Source organism: Herbaspirillum sp. alder98 (assembly GCF_020179755.1).
Lineage (GTDB): Bacteria > Pseudomonadota > Gammaproteobacteria > Burkholderiales > Burkholderiaceae_D > Herbaspirillum.
Genome location: NZ_JAIUCY010000004.1, coordinates 321,209 through 339,450, shown reverse-complemented (window position 1 = coordinate 339,450; position 18,242 = coordinate 321,209). Strand labels below are relative to the sequence as shown.

Sequence of the window (18,242 nt, the reverse complement as noted above, 5' to 3'; positions counted from 1 at the left end):
AGCCCGCATCGCGGGCTTTTTTCATTGGTGCACCAGAACGGTTCTCAGAAGCTGGGATGAAAGCTCTCGGCCCGTGCGATGGGCCAGAACTGTTCATAGACCTGGTAGCGGTAATTGCCATCCAGCAAATCGTTCGGTTGCAGGTATTTCAGTACGGTCGACATCAGCTGGATCTCGTTGTCGTTGATGCGCCTGACGATGTGGTGCGGCCGCAGCGCCGACGTATGCGGCAGCCCGGCCGCCTGCACCAGTTCCTGCAGCGCATGCAGCGTGCTCTGGTGGAAACGGTATACCCGTTCGGCCTTGTCAGGCACCACCAGCGCCCGCGCCCGGCTCTGGTTCTGGGTGGCGACCCCGGTCGGGCAGCGGTCGGTATGGCAGCTCTGCGACTGGATGCAGCCCAGTGCAAACATGAAGCCACGCGCCGAATTGCACCAGTCGGCACCCAGCGCCAGCGTGCGCGCCAGGTCGAAGGCGGTGATGATCTTGCCGCTGGCGCCGATCTTGACCTGGTCGCGCAGGCCGATGCCGACCAGTGTGTTGTGCACCATCAGCAAGCCTTCCTGCAGCGGCATGCCGACGTGGTCGACGAATTCCAGGGGCGCCGCGCCGGTGCCGCCTTCGGCACCATCGACGGTAATGAAGTCGGGCACGATCCCGGTCTTGAGCATGGCCTTGGCGATGCCGAAGAATTCCCATGGATGGCCCACGCACAGCTTGATGCCGACCGGTTTGCCCCCCGACAGCAAGCGCAGCTTCTCGATGAATTCGAGCAGGCCGACGGGTGTCGAGAACGATGAATGCACCGCCGGCGAGATGCAGTCGACTCCCATCGGGATGCCGCGCGTGGCCGCAATCTCGGGCGTGATCTTGGCTGCCGGCAGCACGCCGCCGTGGCCCGGCTTGGCGCCCTGCGACAGCTTGACCTCGATCATCTTGATTTGCGGCGCCTGTGCCTGCAGGCTGAACTTGTCGTCGTCGAAACTGCCGTCGGCATGGCGGCAGCCGAAATAGCCGGAGGCGATCTGCCACACCAGGTCGCCATCGAATTCACGGTGATAGGCCGATACCGAGCCTTCGCCCGTGTCATGCGCAAAATTCCCCTTCTTGGCGCCATGATTGAGCGCACGGATGGCATTGGCCGACAGCGAGCCAAAGCTCATGGCCGAGACGTTGAAGACCGACATCGAATAAGGCTGGGCGCGCCCGGCCCCGACCGTGACCCGAAAGTCGTGGCTGGCGATGCGGGTCGGCGAGAGCGAATGCCCGATCCACTCGTGGCCATGCTGCTGCACGTCGAGCTCGGTGCCGAACGGGCGGCTGTCGACTTCGCCCTTGGCGCGCTGGTAGACGATGCTGCGCTTCTTGCGCGAGAAGGGAGTGCCATCCATCTCGCCTTCGAAGAAATACTGGCGCAGTTCCGGGCGCACCGACTCGAACAGGAAGCGGAAGTGGCCGATCAGCGGGTAATTGCGCAGCACGGCATGCCGGCGCTGGACCACGTCGCGTACCCCGAGGGCGCATAACGCCAACGGCACCAGCACCCATCCCCAACTGATGAATTGCCCGCCGGCCAGCAGCGCCAGGGTCACGGTCAGGAGCGTGACCAGCCAGAACGCCAGATATCGATTTGCCCACATATGAGATTTGCTTGTCGTTGTGATTGTAAGAGTCAGCATGTGCTGCCAGCGCCGATGATTCTACCGCTCCCACTGCCCGGCTGAGTGAGCCGAACTGAGGGGTATTTCTTGTCGATTTGCATTCATCTGGCCAGACCGGGTGGCTGCGATACGTAGCGGATCGACTTGGTGCGTGGCATCGTTATTGCTTGGCAACAGCAAAGCAGACTGCTATCGATGGCGGCGATCTCAACCACACCATATCCGCATCAGGGCGGGGGACACGCGATGGTTTTATGAAAACAGCGGCTTTGAGTATTTCTCCGGAGGAATTATTTCATCCGGGGGCGATTCCGCGTTCTCCGCGGTTGTTGGAAACCCTGCTGGCCAACCTGGATGGCATGGTGTATCGCTGTCGCGATGACGCGCAGCGCACCATGGAATTTGTCAGCGAAGGCTGCCTGCCGCTGACGGGACATCTGCCCGAGGACCTGCTGCTGAACCAGCAACTCTCATTCGAGCAGCTGATCCACGAGGACGACCGCGAACTGGTGCGTTGGCACATCGGTGAATGCCTGCGCCAGCGGCGCCGTTTCGATGTCGAATGCCGTATCGTCTGCGCCGACGGCTCGGTGCGCTGGGTATGGGATCGGGGTGTGGCGATCTACAACGCGGCCGGCGAAGTGGAGGCGGTCGAGGGGTTCATGCAGGATGTCACCGAGCGCAAGGAAGCCGCGCAAGCCCTGCAGGAAGCCGAGCGGCGCTACCGCAGCATCTTCGAAAATGCCATCGAAGGGGTGTTCCAGACGACGCCCGACGGCACCTATATTGCGGTCAACCCGGCGCTGGCCCGGATCTACGGCTACCGCTCACCGGAAGACCTGATCGTCAGCCTGCGCGACATCCGTCACCAGTTGTATGTGGAATCCGAACGCCGCAGCGAATTCATGCGCATGATGGCGCAGCACGGATCGGTGTCGAACTTCGAGTCGCGCGTCTACCGGCGCGACGGCGACATCATCTGGATTTCGGAAAATGCCCGCGCGGTCCACGACGAAGCCGGCACGCTGATGTTCTACGAGGGCACGGTCGAGGCGATTACCGAGCGCAAGCTCTATGAGGCCGAAATTCGCCACCAGGCGACCCATGATGCGCTCACCGGATTGCCCAATCGCAACATGCTGCATGATCACTTGCAGCGTGCGATCCAGGGGCGCCAGAAGGGCAGCATGACGGCGGTCGCCTTCGTCGACCTCGACCAGTTCAAGTACATCAACGATAGCCTGGGGCACCAGGTGGGCGATGAATTGCTCAAGACGGTGGCGCAGCGGCTGATGTCCTGCCTGCGCGATTCCGACATGGTGGCGCGCCAGGGCGGCGACGAATTCGTGCTGGTGTTGCAGAACCAGAGTGGCGAGGCCGCCATTGCCGAGGTGATGCAGCGGATCCTGGCGGCGGTGGCCAAGCCTTGGCCGGTGGGCGAGCGCGAGTTTCACATCACGTCCAGTATCGGGGTGAGTCGCTATCCGGACGACGGCAAGGATGTCGAAACCTTGCTCAAGAAGGCCGATTCCGCGATGTACAAGGCCAAGGAGCAGGGGCGCAACAACTTCCAGTTCTTCGCACCCTGGATGGATACCCAGGTCAGCAATCGCCTGGATATGCTGATCAGCCTGCGCCGCGCGCTGGATCACGACGAATTCCGCCTGTTCTATCAGCCCAAGTTGAGTCTGAGCAATGGCCGCATCATCGGCGCCGAGGCGCTGATCCGGTGGCAGTCGCCGGAGCAGGGCATGGTGGCGCCGGACCGCTTCATCCCGTTTGCCGAGGAGGCTGGCCTGATCGTGCCGATCGGCGAATGGGTGTTGCGTACGGCCTGCCGCCAGAACCGGGCATGGCAGGACGCCGGATTGCTGCCGATTCCGGTGGCGGTGAACATTTCGCCGCGGCAGATGAATCAGTCGCTGATCGAGTTCGTGGCCAATGTGCTGGCCGAGAGCGGGCTGGACGCCTCCTGGCTGGAGCTCGAGATCACCGAGAACGTGGTCATGAAGGATGCCGAAAAGACGGTGGCGACGCTGCATGCCCTGAAGAACCTGGGCCTGAAGATATCGGTGGACGACTTTGGCACTGGCTATTCGAGCCTGTCCTACCTGCGGCGTTTTCCGGTCGATGCGCTCAAGATCGACAAGTCTTTCGTGCGCGACATCGCGCGCGATGCCGACAGCGCGGCCATCGTGAAGGCGGTCATTTCCCTGGCCCACATCCTGAACCTGCGGGTCATCGCCGAAGGGGTCGAAGATGAGCAACAGCATGATTTTCTGCGCGAAAACGGCTGTGACGAGGTGCAGGGGTACTATTTTGGCAAGCCGATGAGTGTCGAGGACTTCACGCTGCGCCTGCGCGATGAGGCAATTCGGGGTGCTGAAGGCAAATAGTTGTGTAGGGCGCGCAACAGCACCCAAGTAGCGAAATCTTTGTGCTACACTTTCGCGCAGTACATTTTACTCTGCGCCCGACCGCCGCGACCTGCGCGGCATCATGGCTCCATGGCGCAGAGCGATGGTTGAAATGGCACAGCACAAGCCAGTTGTCAGCATCCTGCCGCTACCAAGGCGTTTGCAGTGGCGTGATATCCAGCAATGCCTGCTCGGACCAAGTCTTGCCAAGTCTTGATTTTCCAGCTCAGTCTATCTCCTAAAAATCGGGCACCGGAAAGCAGTACCTACAGCATCTCGCGTACGCGGTAATTTTGTGACCGATATCCTCATGGGCGCTGCCGTCAGCGGCACAGTCGTCTGGCCGGGCCTAGTACAAACCAACGTTTGTTTAATCAACAAGACGCACAAGAGTCGTACATGAATATTGCAGAGGCGAAGAAAGTCCTCGAAACAGCACTGCTATGCACGCATGAACCGTTATCGATCAACGACCTGAAGAAGCTGTACGCCGATCCAGAACACGACCAGCCGAGCGAGATCACTGCCGAACACATCAAGCAGATGATCGAAGAGCTGCGTGCCGATTGGGAGGGGCGCGGGGTGGAAGTGGTGCACCTGTCGACCGGGTGGCGCTTCCAGAGTCGTCCCGAGATGAAGGTTTATCTGGAGCGCCTGAATCCGGAAAAGCCGCCGAAATATACGCGCGCCACGCTCGAAACGCTGGCCATCATCGCGTACCGGCAGCCGGTGACACGGGGGGATATTGAAGAAATTCGGGGTGTTGCAGTCAATTCGCAGACGATCAGGATGCTGGAGGACCGTGGTTGGATAGAATCCATCGGTCACCGTGACGTACCTGGCCGGCCGGCATTGTTTGCCACCACGCGCAAGTTCCTTGATGACCTGGGTCTGACCTCGCTCGAACAATTGCCGGCGTTGCAGAACGTGGGTGGCGACGCTGCCGTACAGGGCGCATTGCTCGAACTGCAGGCGCTCGAAGGCGCCGCCGAGATGTTGGGCGCTGAAGAGCCGGCGCAGGATGCTGATCAGCTGGATCTGGAAGTCGCTGGGCAGCAAGCGCTGCCGGTGGCCTCCGAAGACCAGGCAATGACGGTAGAGGCAAGTGAAGTGCAGGACGATACGGCAGTCGATGCCGGTTCGGATGTTGAACAGGGTGTTGATGTCGATGCGCCGCAGGTGGAAGCGCCTGCGACCGATGTGACGCCGGATCCGACCGAACCATCGAATGACGAAGAGCAAGAACCTTTTGGGCAGGCAGTTGCCGTAACAGGCGACGAGGCCCGCGCGACCGACGAGGATACGGACGGCGCAGAGATCGATTCCCATGACCAGGCCGACGAGCGCGACAATCAAGCCGAGCCGGGCCCGCATACTCAAGATTTGAAGAATGAAACCAACTAGTTCCCAAGACGAGCAAGCCGTCGACGCTGCTGCCAACGCAGCCGATAAGCCGATCAAGAAGCGCACCCGCAAGGTGACTGCCGCTGCCGACGCCGCACCTGTGGTCGCCGAGAGCGTTGCCGAGGCTGCGCCCAAAAAGCGCGCCCCGCGTGCCAAGAAGGCAGATGATCAGGCTGCGCCCCAGCCCGAGGCAGTCGAGGCGACTGCTGCGCCGGAGAAGAAGGCGCGCGTGACCAAGCCTCGCGTCAAGAAGGCCGAGTCGGCGGAGCCCGTCGCCAGCGCCGAGCAGTCCGCGCCGGTGGTCGATGATGCTGCCAAGCCTGCCCGCGCGCCGCGCGGCAAGCCGCGTGCATCGCGTTCGCAGGAAGACAATGCAGGGCAATCCGCTGCTTCGGCGGGCGCCGACCAGCTCAGCTTCGACATGGCGCCTCCGCTACGCGTGACGGTGGCTGCTGTCGCGCCCCCTGAATCGCACAAGGTGACCGTTACCGTTGGCGACGAAGTGTCGGCGCCGCCGGTGCTGCTGGATGCGCCGGTCGATCCCAATCGCGCCAAGCCGGCGCGCCGTGGTGTGCGCGGTCCGCGCGCGCTGCGCAACAACCGTGCCGCGCAGCGTGCCGCTACCGGTGCCGAAGGTGGCGTGCAGCAACAGCGTCCGGCCGCCGTCGAAGGTGGTGCGCCGCAAGAACAGCAGCCGCGCCAGCAGTTCAACAAGAACCAGCAGCCCGGCAAGAAGCCATTCGACAAGGGGCACAAGAAGCCCAAGGCCCCTCAGTTGGGACTGCGTTCCGGCGAGCAGGGCGACGACATCTTCTCGTTCGTCACGTCCGAAGCCTACGACCGCGAGGACAAGGGCGGCCGTGGCCAGCAACAGCATCAGATGCGCGGCAAGAACGGTCGCCGCGACCTGACCGCTGAGGACGATGCGCCCAAGCTGCACAAGGTGCTGGCCGATGTCGGCCTGGGTTCGCGCCGCGACATGGAAGAGCTGATCGTTGCCGGCCGCGTGTCGGTCAACGGCGAGCCTGCCCACATCGGTCAGCGCATTCTGCCGACCGACCAGGTCCGGATCAACGGCAAGCTGTTGCAGCGCAAGGTGACCAAGCGTCCGCCGCGCGTGCTGGTGTATCACAAGCCGGCCGGCGAAATCGTCAGTCATGCCGACCCCGAGGGCCGCAATTCGGTGTTTGATCGTTTGCCGACCATGAAGGCGGGCAAGTGGCTTGCTGTCGGTCGTCTCGACTTCAATACCGAGGGTTTGCTGTTGTTCACCACCTCCGGTGACCTGGCCAATCGCCTGATGCATCCGCGCTACAACATCGAGCGTGAGTATGCAGTGCGTACCCTGGGTGAGCTCGAGGAAGGCATGCGTCAGCGCCTGCTCAACGGCGTTGAGCTCGATGATGGTACGGCGCAGTTTTCGCGCATCGCCGATGGCGGTGGCGAAGGCGTCAACAAATGGTATCGCGTGACCATCGGCGAAGGCCGCAATCGTGAAGTGCGTCGCATGTTCGAAGCGGTCGGCCTGACTGTTTCGCGTCTGATTCGTACGCGTTACGGCGCCATGGCACTGCCGCAGACGCTGCGCCGCGGCCGCTGGGAAGAGCTCGAGGAAAATGCCGTGCGTGGTTTGCTGGCAGCCTGCGGCATGGAAAAAGCCGGTGGCGAGCAACAGAAGTCGGCCGGTGGCAATGGCCGTCCTGGCCAGGGGCAGGGCGCACAAGGTGGGCAGAACAATGGTCCGCGTGGCCCCCGTGGCAATCAGGCACAGGGAAATGGCGGTCCATCGCAGCGTGGTCGTGGCGGTAATGGTGGTGGTTACGGCAACGGCGGTGGCAATGGCGGCGGTTACGGTAATGGTAACGGCGGTGGTGGTGGTTATGGAAATGGCAACGGCGGCGGCAACAAGGGTGGCCAGCAGAAGAGCCGGCAACCGGATCCGCTGCAGACTGCACTGGGCTTCCCGGATGCCGGTCAGCGCCGTCACAACCGCCCGCAGCGTGGCGGCCAGGCTGCCTCGTTCGGCTTGCCGGGTCTGCCAAACATCGTTCGCCGCGGCGGCGGTGGTGGCGGTGGCGGGCGCGGTCGTTAAGTCCCCGGGTATCGGCGTCTGCACCGCCTGGCGTGGCGCAGACGCACGTTGATCCAATCTCGAATTGCTGCTCATACCGTAATCGAGTATAATGCGCAAGTTAAACGCAACCCGTCGCGAATCGCATATGTGAAAAATCACCGTAGATCCGCCTGCACCATGCTCCGAGTAGGAAATGAGTGGCAAGTGGATTGGTTCGCGAGCTCTCTGAAGGTTGCGTGAGAGATAACAAAAGATGGGCGGATGCCCATTTTTTTTTTGCTGATGGATTTCGATGCAGGCGTGTCACGCCGGCGTCTATACGGAGAAATAGTCTTGCAATTGCTGGAGCTGATTGAGTCCACCCTGTCGGGTATGGGCTACGAACTGGTCGAAATGGAGAAGGCCTCGCGAGGTCTGGTGCGCGTCTTCATCGATTTCCCGTTCGATCCCGCGGCCGAAGAGGAGCGCTCGATCACTGTCGAGGATTGCGAGAAGGTGACGCATCAGTTGCTCCACGTGTTCACGGTTGAAAACGTGGCGTATGAGCGTCTCGAGGTTTCTTCGCCCGGTCTGGACCGGCCTCTCAGGAAGTTTGCCCATTTCGTGCGTTTCGTCGATTGCGAAGCGCTGATCAAGCTGAGAGTGCCGCTGCCCGATACGGCCAATCGCAAGACCTATCAAGGCATCTTGCGTGAGGCGGAGGGTGAGAACCTGGTATTGGAATTTGAAGCAAACGATGGGTCGTCGGCGGTACTGAGTTTTACCCCGGCTGACGTGGAGAAGGCACAACTGGTGCCGCAGGTCGATTTTAGGAGTCGCAAAGCATGAGTCGCGAAGTTTTGTTGTTGGTCGATGCGCTGGCGCGCGAAAAGAACGTCGATAAGGATGTGGTCTTCGGGGCGCTCGAACATGCCCTGGCGCAAGCCACGAAGAAGCGCTATGAAGGCGAAGTCGACATTCGCGTCTCGATCGACCGTGAAAGTGGTGAGTTCGAGTCGTTCCGCCGCTGGCACGTGGTGCCCGACGAGGCCGGCCTGCAATTGCCCGATCAGGAAATCCTGCTGTTCGAAGCCAAGGAACAGTATCCCGACATGGAAGTCGACGAGTACATCGAAGAAGCCATCGAGTCGGTCGAATTCGGTCGTCGCTTTGCCCAGGACACCAAGCAGGTCGTGCTGCAGCGCATCCGTGATGCCGAGCGCGAACAGATCCTGGCGGACTTCCTGGCGCGTGGTGATGCACTGGTCACCGGCACCATCAAGCGCATGGAGCGTGGCGACGCCATCATCGAATCGGGCAAGATCGAAGCGCGCCTGCCGCGCGACCAGATGATCCCGAAGGAAAACCTGCGTATCGGCGATCGCGTGCGTGCGTTCATCCTGCGTATCGACCGCGGTGCACGCGGTCCGCAAGTGATCCTGTCGCGTACTGCGCCTGAATTCATCATGAAGCTGTTCGAACTCGAAGTGCCTGAGATCGAACAAGGTTCGCTGGAAATCAAGTCGGCTGCCCGTGACTCGGGTGTGCGCGCCAAGATCGCCGTGTTTACCGCCGACAAGCGTATCGATCCTATCGGTACCTGCGTGGGCATGCGCGGTTCGCGCGTGCAGGCAGTCACCGGTGAACTGGGTGGCGAACGTGTCGATATCGTGCTGTGGTCCGAAGACCCGGCGCAATTCGTCATCGGCGCGCTGGCACCGGCCAACGTCAGCTCGATCGTGGTGGACGAAGAAAAGCATGCCATGGACGTGGTGGTCGATGAAGAGAACCTGGCCATCGCCATCGGTCGCGGCGGCCAGAACGTGCGCCTGGCGGCTGAACTGACCGGTTGGCAGATCAACATCATGACCGCCGAGGAATCGGCCGACAAGTCGGCGCTCGAAACCGCGGCGATCCGTACGTTGTTCATGGAAAAGCTGGATGTGGACCAGGAAGTGGCCGACATCCTGGTGGAAGAAGGTTTCTCGACGCTGGAAGAGATCGCCTACGTGCCGATCACTGAAATGCTCGAGATCGAGTCGTTCGATGAAGAAACCGTCAACGAGCTGCGCAACCGCGCACGCGATGCGCTGGTGACCGAGGCGATTGCGTCCGAAGAAGGCCTGGAAGGCATGGAAGATGATCTGATCAACTTCGAAGGCCTCGACCGCGTACTGGCGGGCAAGCTGGGTCTGGCGGGCGTGAAGACGCTGGCCGGTTTTGCCGGCCTGGCCTATGACGAGTTCGGCGCGATCCTGGCACTGCCTTCCGAACGCGCACGTGAACTGATTGAAAATGCATTTGAAAATGTGACCGACGATGAAATGAAGCTCATCGACGCCAAATACGATGAACGCGCCAAGGCATTGCAAGCCCGCGCATGGAGTGCGACCGAAGCCGTCAAGGGCTGAGCGCATCTCCACATCATCTGTCGAGCCACATAGAAAAGAGGACTGAATGGCGAGTACCAACGTTGCCCAATTTGCCACCGAGCTGAAAATGCCGGCTGATCTGCTGCTTACCCAGTTGCGTTCGGCTGGCGTCGAAAAAAGCTCTGCATCCGATTCCCTGTCGAAAGAAGACAAGGATCGCCTGCTCGAACACCTGCGTCGTTCGCGTGGCGCCGCGCCTGAAGGCGAGAAGAAGAAGATCACGCTGACCCGCAAGGAAACGACCGAGATCAAGCAGGCCGATGCGACCGGCAAATCGCGCACGATCCAGGTGGAAGTGCGCAAGAAGCGCACCTTCATCAAGCGTGACGAACCGACTGCCGATGAAGCCGCTCCGCGTGCTGCAGTGGTTGAGAACGACCCCGCTGAAGAGCAGGCTCGTCACGAGGAAGAAGCTCGTCGTCAGGCTGAATTGAAGGCCCAGGAAGAACGCCTGGCGCAACTGGAAGCTGAACGTGCTGCCCAGGCGCAGGCTGCCGAGCTGGAGCAGAAGCGTGCTCGCGAAGCCGCTGAAGCCGAAGCCGCGCGTGCTGCTGCCGAAGCGGCCGAGGCCGAAAAGGCCAAGGCCAAGGCGGGTGCCCAGGCGGCACCGGTTGCCGCTGATCCGGCGGAAGAAGAAAAGAAGCGCGCAGTCGCCGAGGAAGCCAAGAAGAAGGCAGCCGAAGCGGCCAAGGAAGCAGCCGATCGTGCTGCTGCCAACGACCGTGCGCGCAAGGCGGTGGAAGACGAAGTGGCCCAGATCAAGGCCATGATGAATGCTCCGCGTCGTGTGATCAAGGCGCCCGAGCCGGCGCCTGCCGCCAAGGCACCTGAAGGTACGCTGCACAAGCCTGCCGACAAGAAGCCGGGCGAGAAGAAGGACGACAAGAAGCCGGCGGTGGCCACTGCCGACAAGAAGTCGATCAAGTCGGCCAATGTGTCGTCGACCTGGCAAGACGAAGCCAAGAAGCGTCCGGGCGGCCTCAAGTCGCGCGGCGCCACTGGCGGCGGCGGTCGCGATGGCGGCTGGCGTGCAGGTGGTAAGGGCGGTCGTCGTCATTCCAATAGCGACGATTCGCGCGAAAGCAACTTCCAGGTGCCGACCGAAGCCGTGGTGCATGACGTCTATGTGCCTGAAACCATCACCGTGTCCGAAGTGGCGCACAAGATGGCGGTCAAGGCTTCTGAAGTCATCAAGCACATGATGAAGCTGGGCCAGATGGTCACCATCAACCAGGTGCTGGATCAAGAGACCGCGATGATCGTGGTCGAGGAAATGGGCCATCGCGCCCATCCGGCCAAGGAAGACGATCCGGAAGCGCTGCTGGTCGAAGGCGAAGAACACGCCGACGCCGAATTGCTGCCGCGCGCACCGGTGGTCACCGTCATGGGTCACGTCGACCACGGCAAGACCTCGCTGCTGGATTACATCCGTCGCGCCAAGGTTGCTTCCGGCGAAGCCGGTGGCATTACCCAGCACATCGGTGCTTACCACGTGGAAACCCCGCGCGGCATGATCACCTTCCTGGATACCCCGGGTCACGAGGCGTTCACCGCCATGCGTGCCCGTGGTGCCAAGGCGACCGACATCGTGATTCTGGTGGTGGCAGCCGACGACGGCGTGATGCCGCAGACCAAGGAAGCGATTGCCCACGCCAAGGCCGGCGGCGTGCCGCTGGTGGTGGCGATCAACAAGATCGACAAGCCGGGCGCCAATCCTGATCGCGTCAAGCAGGAACTGATCGCTGAACAGGTCGTGCCTGAAGAATACGGCGGCGATTCGCCGTTCATCGAAGTATCGGCCAAGACCGGCGCCGGTATCGACTCGCTGCTGGAAAACGTCCTGCTGCAAGCCGAAGTGCTGGAACTGACTGCCCCGATCAACGTCCCGGCCCGAGGCCTGGTGATCGAAGCCAAGCTGGACAAGGGCCGCGGCCCGGTGGCAACGATCCTGGTGCAATCCGGTACCTTGAAGCGCGGCGACGTGGTGCTGGCCGGTTCGTCCTACGGTCGTGTGCGTGCCATGGTCGACGAGACCGGCAAGAGCATCACCGAAGCGGGTCCATCGATTCCGGTCGAAATCCAGGGTCTGACGGAAGTGCCGTCGGCCGGCGAAGAAACACTGGTCATGACCGACGAACGCAAGGCCCGCGAAATCGGCCTGTTCCGTCAGGGCAAGTTCCGCGACGTCAAGCTGGCCAAGCAACAGGCCGCGAAGCTGGAAAACATGTTCGAACAGATGGGCGAGGGCGAGGTCAAGAACCTGCCGCTGATCATCAAGACCGACGTGCAGGGTTCGCAGGAAGCACTGGTGCATTCGCTGCAGAAGTTGTCCACAGGCGAAGTGCGCGTGCAGGTCGTGCATGCTGCCGTGGGCGGCATCAGCGAATCCGACGTCAACCTGGCGGTGGCGTCGAAGGCTGTCATCATCGGCTTCAACACCCGTGCCGACGCGTCGGCGCGCAAGCTGGCCGAGAGCTCGGGCGTGGATATCCGTTACTACAACATCATCTATGATGCGGTGGATGACGTGAAGGCTGCGATGTCGGGCATGCTGGCGCCGGAAAAGCGCGAGCAGTCGCTGGGCCTGGTCGAGATTCGCCAGGTGTTCCTGGTCAGCAAGGTTGGCGCCATCGCCGGCTGTTACGTGCTCGAAGGTCTGGTCAAGCGTGGTTCTTCGGTACGCCTGCTGCGCAACAACGTGGTGGTGTGGACCGGCGAACTCGACTCGCTCAAGCGCTTCAAGGACGACGCCAAGGAAGTCAAGTCGGGCTTCGAGTGCGGTCTCTCGCTCAAGGGCTACAACGACATCCAGGTGGGCGACCACCTCGAGATCTTCGAAGTCCAGGAAGTGGCGCGGTCACTGTAAGCGGACGACGACCGGTGGCGCATTGCCTCCGGTCGTCGCTGCTTGCGACGGCGTCGTAACGGCATCAGGCAGGTTTCGTCGCGGGAATGGTCCCGCGATTGTTTTTTTAGAGTAATGGCAAAACATAGCAAATCCATTCCCGGACGCGGCTTGCGCGTCGCCGACCAGATCCAGCGCGACCTGGCGGAACTGATCGCCTTCGAAGTGAAGGATCCGCGCGTGGGAATGGTTACCCTGACAGAAGTGCAGATCACCCCCGATTACGCGCACGCCAAGGTCTTCTTCACGACCCTGGTCGATAGCGAGGACGCGGTGCGCGATACCCTCACCGGTCTGCGCAAGGCATCGGGTTACCTGCGCAGCCAGTTGGGTCGTCGCTTGAGCATCCATACGTTGCCGGAACTGCATTTCGTGCACGATAACTCGACGGTGCGCGGTATCGAAATGTCGCGCCTGATCGACGAAGCCAACGCGACCCGCGCCAAGGATGCCGACGACGACGCCTGAGTCGCCGTCCACGGGGCCGGGCCGCATGACATGGCCGCCGGCGCCTCATCTTTCGATTGTTCAGCACTACAGATAAGCATTGACCTGCGCGGCGCCCGTCGTCGCAATCGGTCGTTGTCACCCATGACGGATATTCAGACGGCAGCCCAGTTGCCCCCTATCGACGACGCTGCGCCGCAAGGCGCCAAGCGACGCCATGCCGGCGCCCAGCGGCCGGCCCGCCCGCCGCGCGTGCCGGTACACGGCGTGCTGCTGCTGGACAAGCCGGTCGGTTTGTCCAGCAACGATGCGCTGGTACGCGCCAAGCGCATGCTCAATGCGCCCAAGGCGGGTCACACCGGCACGCTCGATCCCTTCGCGACCGGCTTGTTGCCGTTGTGTTTTGGTGAGGCGACCAAGTTTTCGCAAGACCTGCTCGAAGCCGACAAGACCTACGAAGCCGTGGTCCACCTGGGCATCACGACCGACACCGGCGACACCGAAGGCCAGGTCACGGCGCAGCAGCCCGTGCAGTGCACGGTGGAGCAGATCGAACAGGTGCTGGCGCAGTTTCGCGGCCCCATCAGCCAGGTGCCGCCGATGCACTCGGCGCTCAAGCGCGACGGTCGGCCGCTGTACGAATATGCGCGCGCCGGCATTACGCTGGAGCGCGAAGCGCGCGACGTCACCATCCATCACCTGGAGTTGCTGGCGTTTGCGCCACCGATGCTGAGTATTCGCGTCACCTGCAGCAAGGGCACCTACATCCGCGTGCTGGGTGAAGACATCGGCGCCGCGCTCGGTTGCGGCGCGCACCTCAATGCCTTGCGTCGCACCGGCGCCGGGAGCTTGACGCTGCAGGGGGCGGTGACGCTCGAGCAGCTGGAGCAGGCCGGCGAAGTCGCCGATCGTCGTGCGTTGTTGTTGCCAGTAGACGGCCTGTTGCAGAGTTTCGCGGCGGTCCATCTCACCGATGAACTGGCGCGCCGTTTCCTGCAGGGGCAACGACTGGCGCTTGGCAAGGAATCGGTGGCATTGCCGCCAGAACCCGGACGGGTGCGGGTGTATCGCGCTTCCGACCTGGCCTTGCTGGGTACCGCCCTGCTGCAACCGTATGACGTACTCGCGCCCGAGCGACTGGTGTCGACTGCCTGAGCGAGGGTACGAAAAGAATCAACCAGTGTGTTCAACGCAATCGTTAATGGATAGCAAGCCGTTGAAAACACAGGGTTTTTAAAGTTAATGCGGCGCTGCATGGTATAATGCGCGCCTTCTCGAAGGCCTCCACCTACATTCAACATGTCAAACAATATCCGCGCAATCCGCAACATCGCCATCATTGCTCACGTTGACCACGGCAAGACCACCCTGGTCGACCAGCTGCTGCGTCAGTCGGGCACCTTCCGCGAAAACCAGCAAGTCGATAACCGCGTGATGGACTCCAACGACATCGAAAAGGAACGTGGCATCACGATCCTGTCGAAGAACTGTGCGGTGGAGTACAAGGGTACTCACATCAACATCGTCGATACCCCGGGCCACGCCGACTTCGGCGGTGAAGTCGAGCGCGTGCTGTCGATGGTCGACAGCGTGCTGCTGCTGGTCGATGCGCAGGAAGGCCCGATGCCACAGACGCGCTTCGTGACCCGCAAGGCACTGGCGCTGGGCCTGAAGCCGATCGTCGTGCTCAACAAGGTCGATCGTCCTGGTGCACGCGTGGAGTGGGCCATCAACGCCACTTTCGAATTGTTCGACAAGCTGGGCGCCACCGAAGAGCAACTGGACTTCCCGGTGATCTACGCGTCGGGCCTGAACGGCTATGCCGGCAAGAGCCCTGACGTGCGCGAAGGCAACATGGAGCCGCTGTTCGACGCGATCCTCGAATACGTGCCTGCCCGTGAAGATGACCCGGACGCACCGCTGCAACTGCAAATCACCTCGCTGGAATACTCGTCCTACGTCGGCAAGATCGGCGTTGGCCGTATCCTGGCTGGCCGCATCAAGGGCGGTCAGGACGTGGTCTGGATGAACGGTCCCGATGACAAGCCGACCAAGGCGCGCATCAATCAGGTGCTGACCTTCAAGGGCCTGGAGCGTGTGCTGGCCGAAGAGGCACTGGCAGGCGACATCGTGCTGATCAACGGTATCGAAGAAATCGGTATCGGCTCCACCATCTGTGCACCGGATGCGCCAAACGGCCTGCCGATGCTGAAGGTCGATGAACCGACCCTGACCATGAACTTCATGGTCAACACATCGCCGCTGGCTGGCCGCGAAGGCAAGTTCGTCACCACCCGTCAGATCCGTGACCGCCTGGAGCGCGAACTGAAGTCGAACATGGCGCTGCGCGTGGTGCAAAAGGAAGACGACGACTCGACCTACGAAGTGTCGGGCCGTGGCGAGTTGCACCTGACCATCCTGATCGAAAACATGCGTCGCGAAGGTTTCGAGTTGGCCGTGTCGCGTCCGCGCGTGGTGTTCAAGATGGTCGATGGCGTGCGCCAGGAGCCGTATGAAAACCTGACCGTCGATGTCGAAGAAGGTCACCAGGGCGGCGTGATGGAAGAACTGGGCCGTCGTCGTGGCGACCTGCAGAACATGGAACCGGACGGCAAGGGTCGTGTTCGCCTCGAGTACCACATCCCGGCCCGTGGCCTGATCGGCTTCCAGGGTGAATTCATGACCCTGACCCGCGGCACCGGCCTGATGAGCCACGTGTTCGACGACTACAAGACGATCGACACCTCCAAGGGCGAAATGGCCGGCCGTCGCAACGGCGTGCTGATTTCGCAGGATGACGGCGCCGCCGTGGCCTACGCACTGTGGAAGCTGCAGGATCGCGGCCGCATGTTCGTCAGCCACAACGATCCGGTCTACGAAGGCATGATCATCGGTATCCACTCGCGCGACAACGACTTGGTGGTCAACCCGATCAAGGGCAAGCAGCTGACCAACGTGCGCGCTTCCGGTACCGACGAAGCAGTGCGCCTGGTGCCACCAATCGAATTGTCGCTGGAATACGCGGTTGAATTCATCGAGGACGACGAGCTGGTCGAAGTCACCCCGAAGAGCATCCGCCTGCGCAAGCGTTACCTGAAGGAACATGAGCGCAAGAAGGCATCGCGCGGCGAGTAATCTGGTTCAGTGCAGGAAAACGGCGGCCAGCAGTATGAAGGTCGTCGGGAGGGCTGCTGCAAAAGGTTGATATCTGATTCGTGAATATCAGATATCAGCACAATAAAGCAGACAGTCATGATGCGGTGCCATATAGTTACACCTGTCTCCTCCAATTTCCTCCTAAAGAATTGGATTCAAACCCACAACCAAGGTTGTGGGTTTTTTTTTGCCTTTTCCGACGTGGCTGATGTGCCGGGAATTCCGGTGCAGGGAGGGTGGCCTGGAAAATAGAAAATCCCAATCAGTTTTGCCAATCGCATTGAAGGCACCTTTTTTGTGCAATGCGAAATGACGTTTGCCGGTTTGTGGTGCAGAATCGTGTCCGTAGTATAAAAATCCTATCTCACAGAGGATAGAGGGGACACCAGCCCGCAATGCGCAAGCTTTGCGGGCTTTCTATTTGCCGGTTGGCGGCCTGGCGGGGTTCTGCGGCGTCTGCGATGAGGTGCCGAGCGCGTATAATGCGCAGACCCTGAAATCTCGGCCTGCGCCTGCGTGGCAGCCTGCCGCCGGGCCTGTTCATGGAAGCACAGCATCGAATTGCCCGCTCGGCGGGACCACCTTTTCTCGCAGGCTGCTTGGCCGATGCGATGAAGTTGCCACGGCGATGATCTCCAGTGGCCAACGACAACCAATGATTGATAGAACTACCGTGAAGTCAGACATGCCCACCACCGCCGGTCACGGCTTGTCCAACGGCGCCAAGCCGGCTGGATTGCCGCCGCGTACCTTGAGCGTCGCCCCCATGATGGACTGGACCGACCGCCACTGCCGGCTGTTTCACCGCCAGATCACCCGCCATACCTGGCTCTACACCGAGATGGTCACCACCGGTGCGCTGTTGCATGGCGATGTGCCACGGCATCTCGACTTCAATGAAGAAGAGCACCCTGTCGCGCTGCAGTTGGGGGGCAGCGAGCCATCCGACCTGGCGCAGGCGGCGCGGCTGGGCGAGCAGTGGGGCTATGACGAGATCAACCTGAATTGCGGCTGCCCCTCCGAACGGGTGCAGAAGGGCGCTTTTGGCGCCTGCCTGATGGGCGAGCCCGATCTGGTCGCCGATTGCGTCAAGGCCATGCGCGATGCCGTCAGCATCGATGTGACGGTTAAGCACCGCATCGGCATCGATAGCGTCGAGTCGTATGACTTCGTGCGCGATTTCGTCGGGCGCATCGCCGATGCCGGTTGCCATACCTTCATCGTGCATGCGCGCAACGCCATCCTTAAAGGCCTGAGCCCGAAGGAAAACCGCGAAATCCCGCCGCTCAAGTATGACTACGCCTACCAGCTCAAGCGCGACTTCCCGCAGCTCGAAATACTGATCAACGGCGGCATCAAGACCGTCGCCGAGATCGATCTCCACCTGCAGCATGTGGATGGCGTCATGCTGGGGCGCGAGGCCTATCACAATCCGTTCCTGATGGCCGGGTTCGACGCCCGTTATTACGGCGACCTGCCGGATGGGCGCGACGCCACCCGCGAGCAGGTCATTGCCGCGATGCTGCCCTACATCCGTCGCCAGCTGGAGTTGCATGGCGACAACGGTCGCGGCGGCGGCCTGCGCCTCAACAGCATCACCCGCCATATGCTGGGCCTGCTGGCGGGCATGCCGGGGGCGCGCAGTTTCCGGCAGACCCTGTCGGACTCCAAGCGGCTGGCCGAGGGCGATCCGGAACTGCTGCGTGAAGCGCTGGCGCGTACCCAGCGGGTGGCGCATCAATAAGGCCGCAATTAGTCTGGCCGCAC

At 61.6% G+C, this 18,242-nt stretch carries 11 protein-coding genes; 10 read left to right on the top strand and 1 reads right to left on the bottom strand.

What is annotated here, in order from left to right; genetic code table 11:
* Positions 1 to 44 precede the first annotated feature (44 nt).
* Entirely contained in the window at positions 45 to 1,640 is a 1,596-nt protein-coding gene (locus tag LBW87_RS11970) for an FMN-binding glutamate synthase family protein (protein ID WP_225201693.1), read from the bottom strand.
* A 275-nt stretch (positions 1,641 to 1,915) separates the two neighbouring features.
* Here LBW87_RS11970 and LBW87_RS11965 point away from each other — a divergent pair, with 275 nt between their 5' ends.
* The 10 genes from LBW87_RS11965 (at position 1,916) to dusA (ending at position 18,219) form a co-directional block, all read left to right on the top strand.
* Positions 1,916 to 4,057 (top strand): putative bifunctional diguanylate cyclase/phosphodiesterase, encoded by a 2,142-nt coding sequence (locus LBW87_RS11965; protein WP_225201692.1) that lies wholly within the window; start codon positions 1,916 to 1,918, stop codon positions 4,055 to 4,057.
* A 420-nt stretch (positions 4,058 to 4,477) separates the two neighbouring features.
* Entirely contained in the window at positions 4,478 to 5,482 is a 1,005-nt protein-coding gene (gene scpB / locus LBW87_RS11960; RefSeq protein ID WP_225201691.1) for an SMC-Scp complex subunit ScpB, read from the top strand.
* The gene (locus LBW87_RS11955) at positions 5,469 to 7,574 is read left to right on the top strand and encodes a pseudouridine synthase (RefSeq protein ID WP_225201690.1); all 2,106 of its coding nucleotides are present in this window, start codon (positions 5,469 to 5,471) and stop codon (positions 7,572 to 7,574) included. The genes scpB and LBW87_RS11955 overlap by 14 nt, the downstream gene beginning before the upstream one ends.
* 315 nt (positions 7,575 to 7,889) lie before the next feature.
* Positions 7,890 to 8,384, top strand: coding sequence for a ribosome maturation factor RimP (gene rimP / locus LBW87_RS11950; protein ID WP_225201689.1), 495 nt, complete (start codon positions 7,890 to 7,892; stop codon positions 8,382 to 8,384).
* The gene (gene nusA / locus LBW87_RS11945; RefSeq protein ID WP_225201688.1) at positions 8,381 to 9,946 is read left to right on the top strand and encodes a transcription termination factor NusA; all 1,566 of its coding nucleotides are present in this window, start codon (positions 8,381 to 8,383) and stop codon (positions 9,944 to 9,946) included. Before rimP ends, nusA begins: the two co-directional genes overlap by 4 nt.
* A 46-nt stretch (positions 9,947 to 9,992) precedes the next feature.
* Positions 9,993 to 12,833, top strand: a complete 2,841-nt coding sequence (gene infB, locus LBW87_RS11940) for a translation initiation factor IF-2 (RefSeq protein ID WP_225201687.1) — start codon at positions 9,993 to 9,995, stop codon at positions 12,831 to 12,833.
* Positions 12,834 to 12,947: 114 nt separating this feature from the next.
* Complete coding sequence (rbfA, locus tag LBW87_RS11935; protein WP_225201686.1) at positions 12,948 to 13,340, top strand: 30S ribosome-binding factor RbfA; 393 nt, start codon at positions 12,948 to 12,950, stop codon at positions 13,338 to 13,340.
* 123 nt (positions 13,341 to 13,463) lie between these two features.
* Positions 13,464 to 14,474: a tRNA pseudouridine(55) synthase TruB gene (gene truB, locus LBW87_RS11930; RefSeq protein ID WP_225201685.1), complete on the top strand. Its 1,011-nt coding sequence runs from the start codon at positions 13,464 to 13,466 to the stop codon at positions 14,472 to 14,474.
* 144 nt (positions 14,475 to 14,618) lie between these two features.
* Positions 14,619 to 16,454, top strand: a complete 1,836-nt coding sequence (gene typA / locus LBW87_RS11925; protein WP_225201684.1) for a translational GTPase TypA — start codon at positions 14,619 to 14,621, stop codon at positions 16,452 to 16,454.
* A 706-nt stretch (positions 16,455 to 17,160) separates the two neighbouring features.
* Positions 17,161 to 18,219, top strand: a complete 1,059-nt coding sequence (gene dusA / locus LBW87_RS11920) for a tRNA dihydrouridine(20/20a) synthase DusA (RefSeq protein WP_413927642.1) — start codon at positions 17,161 to 17,163, stop codon at positions 18,217 to 18,219.
* The last annotated feature ends 23 nt before the right edge of the window (positions 18,220 to 18,242 follow it).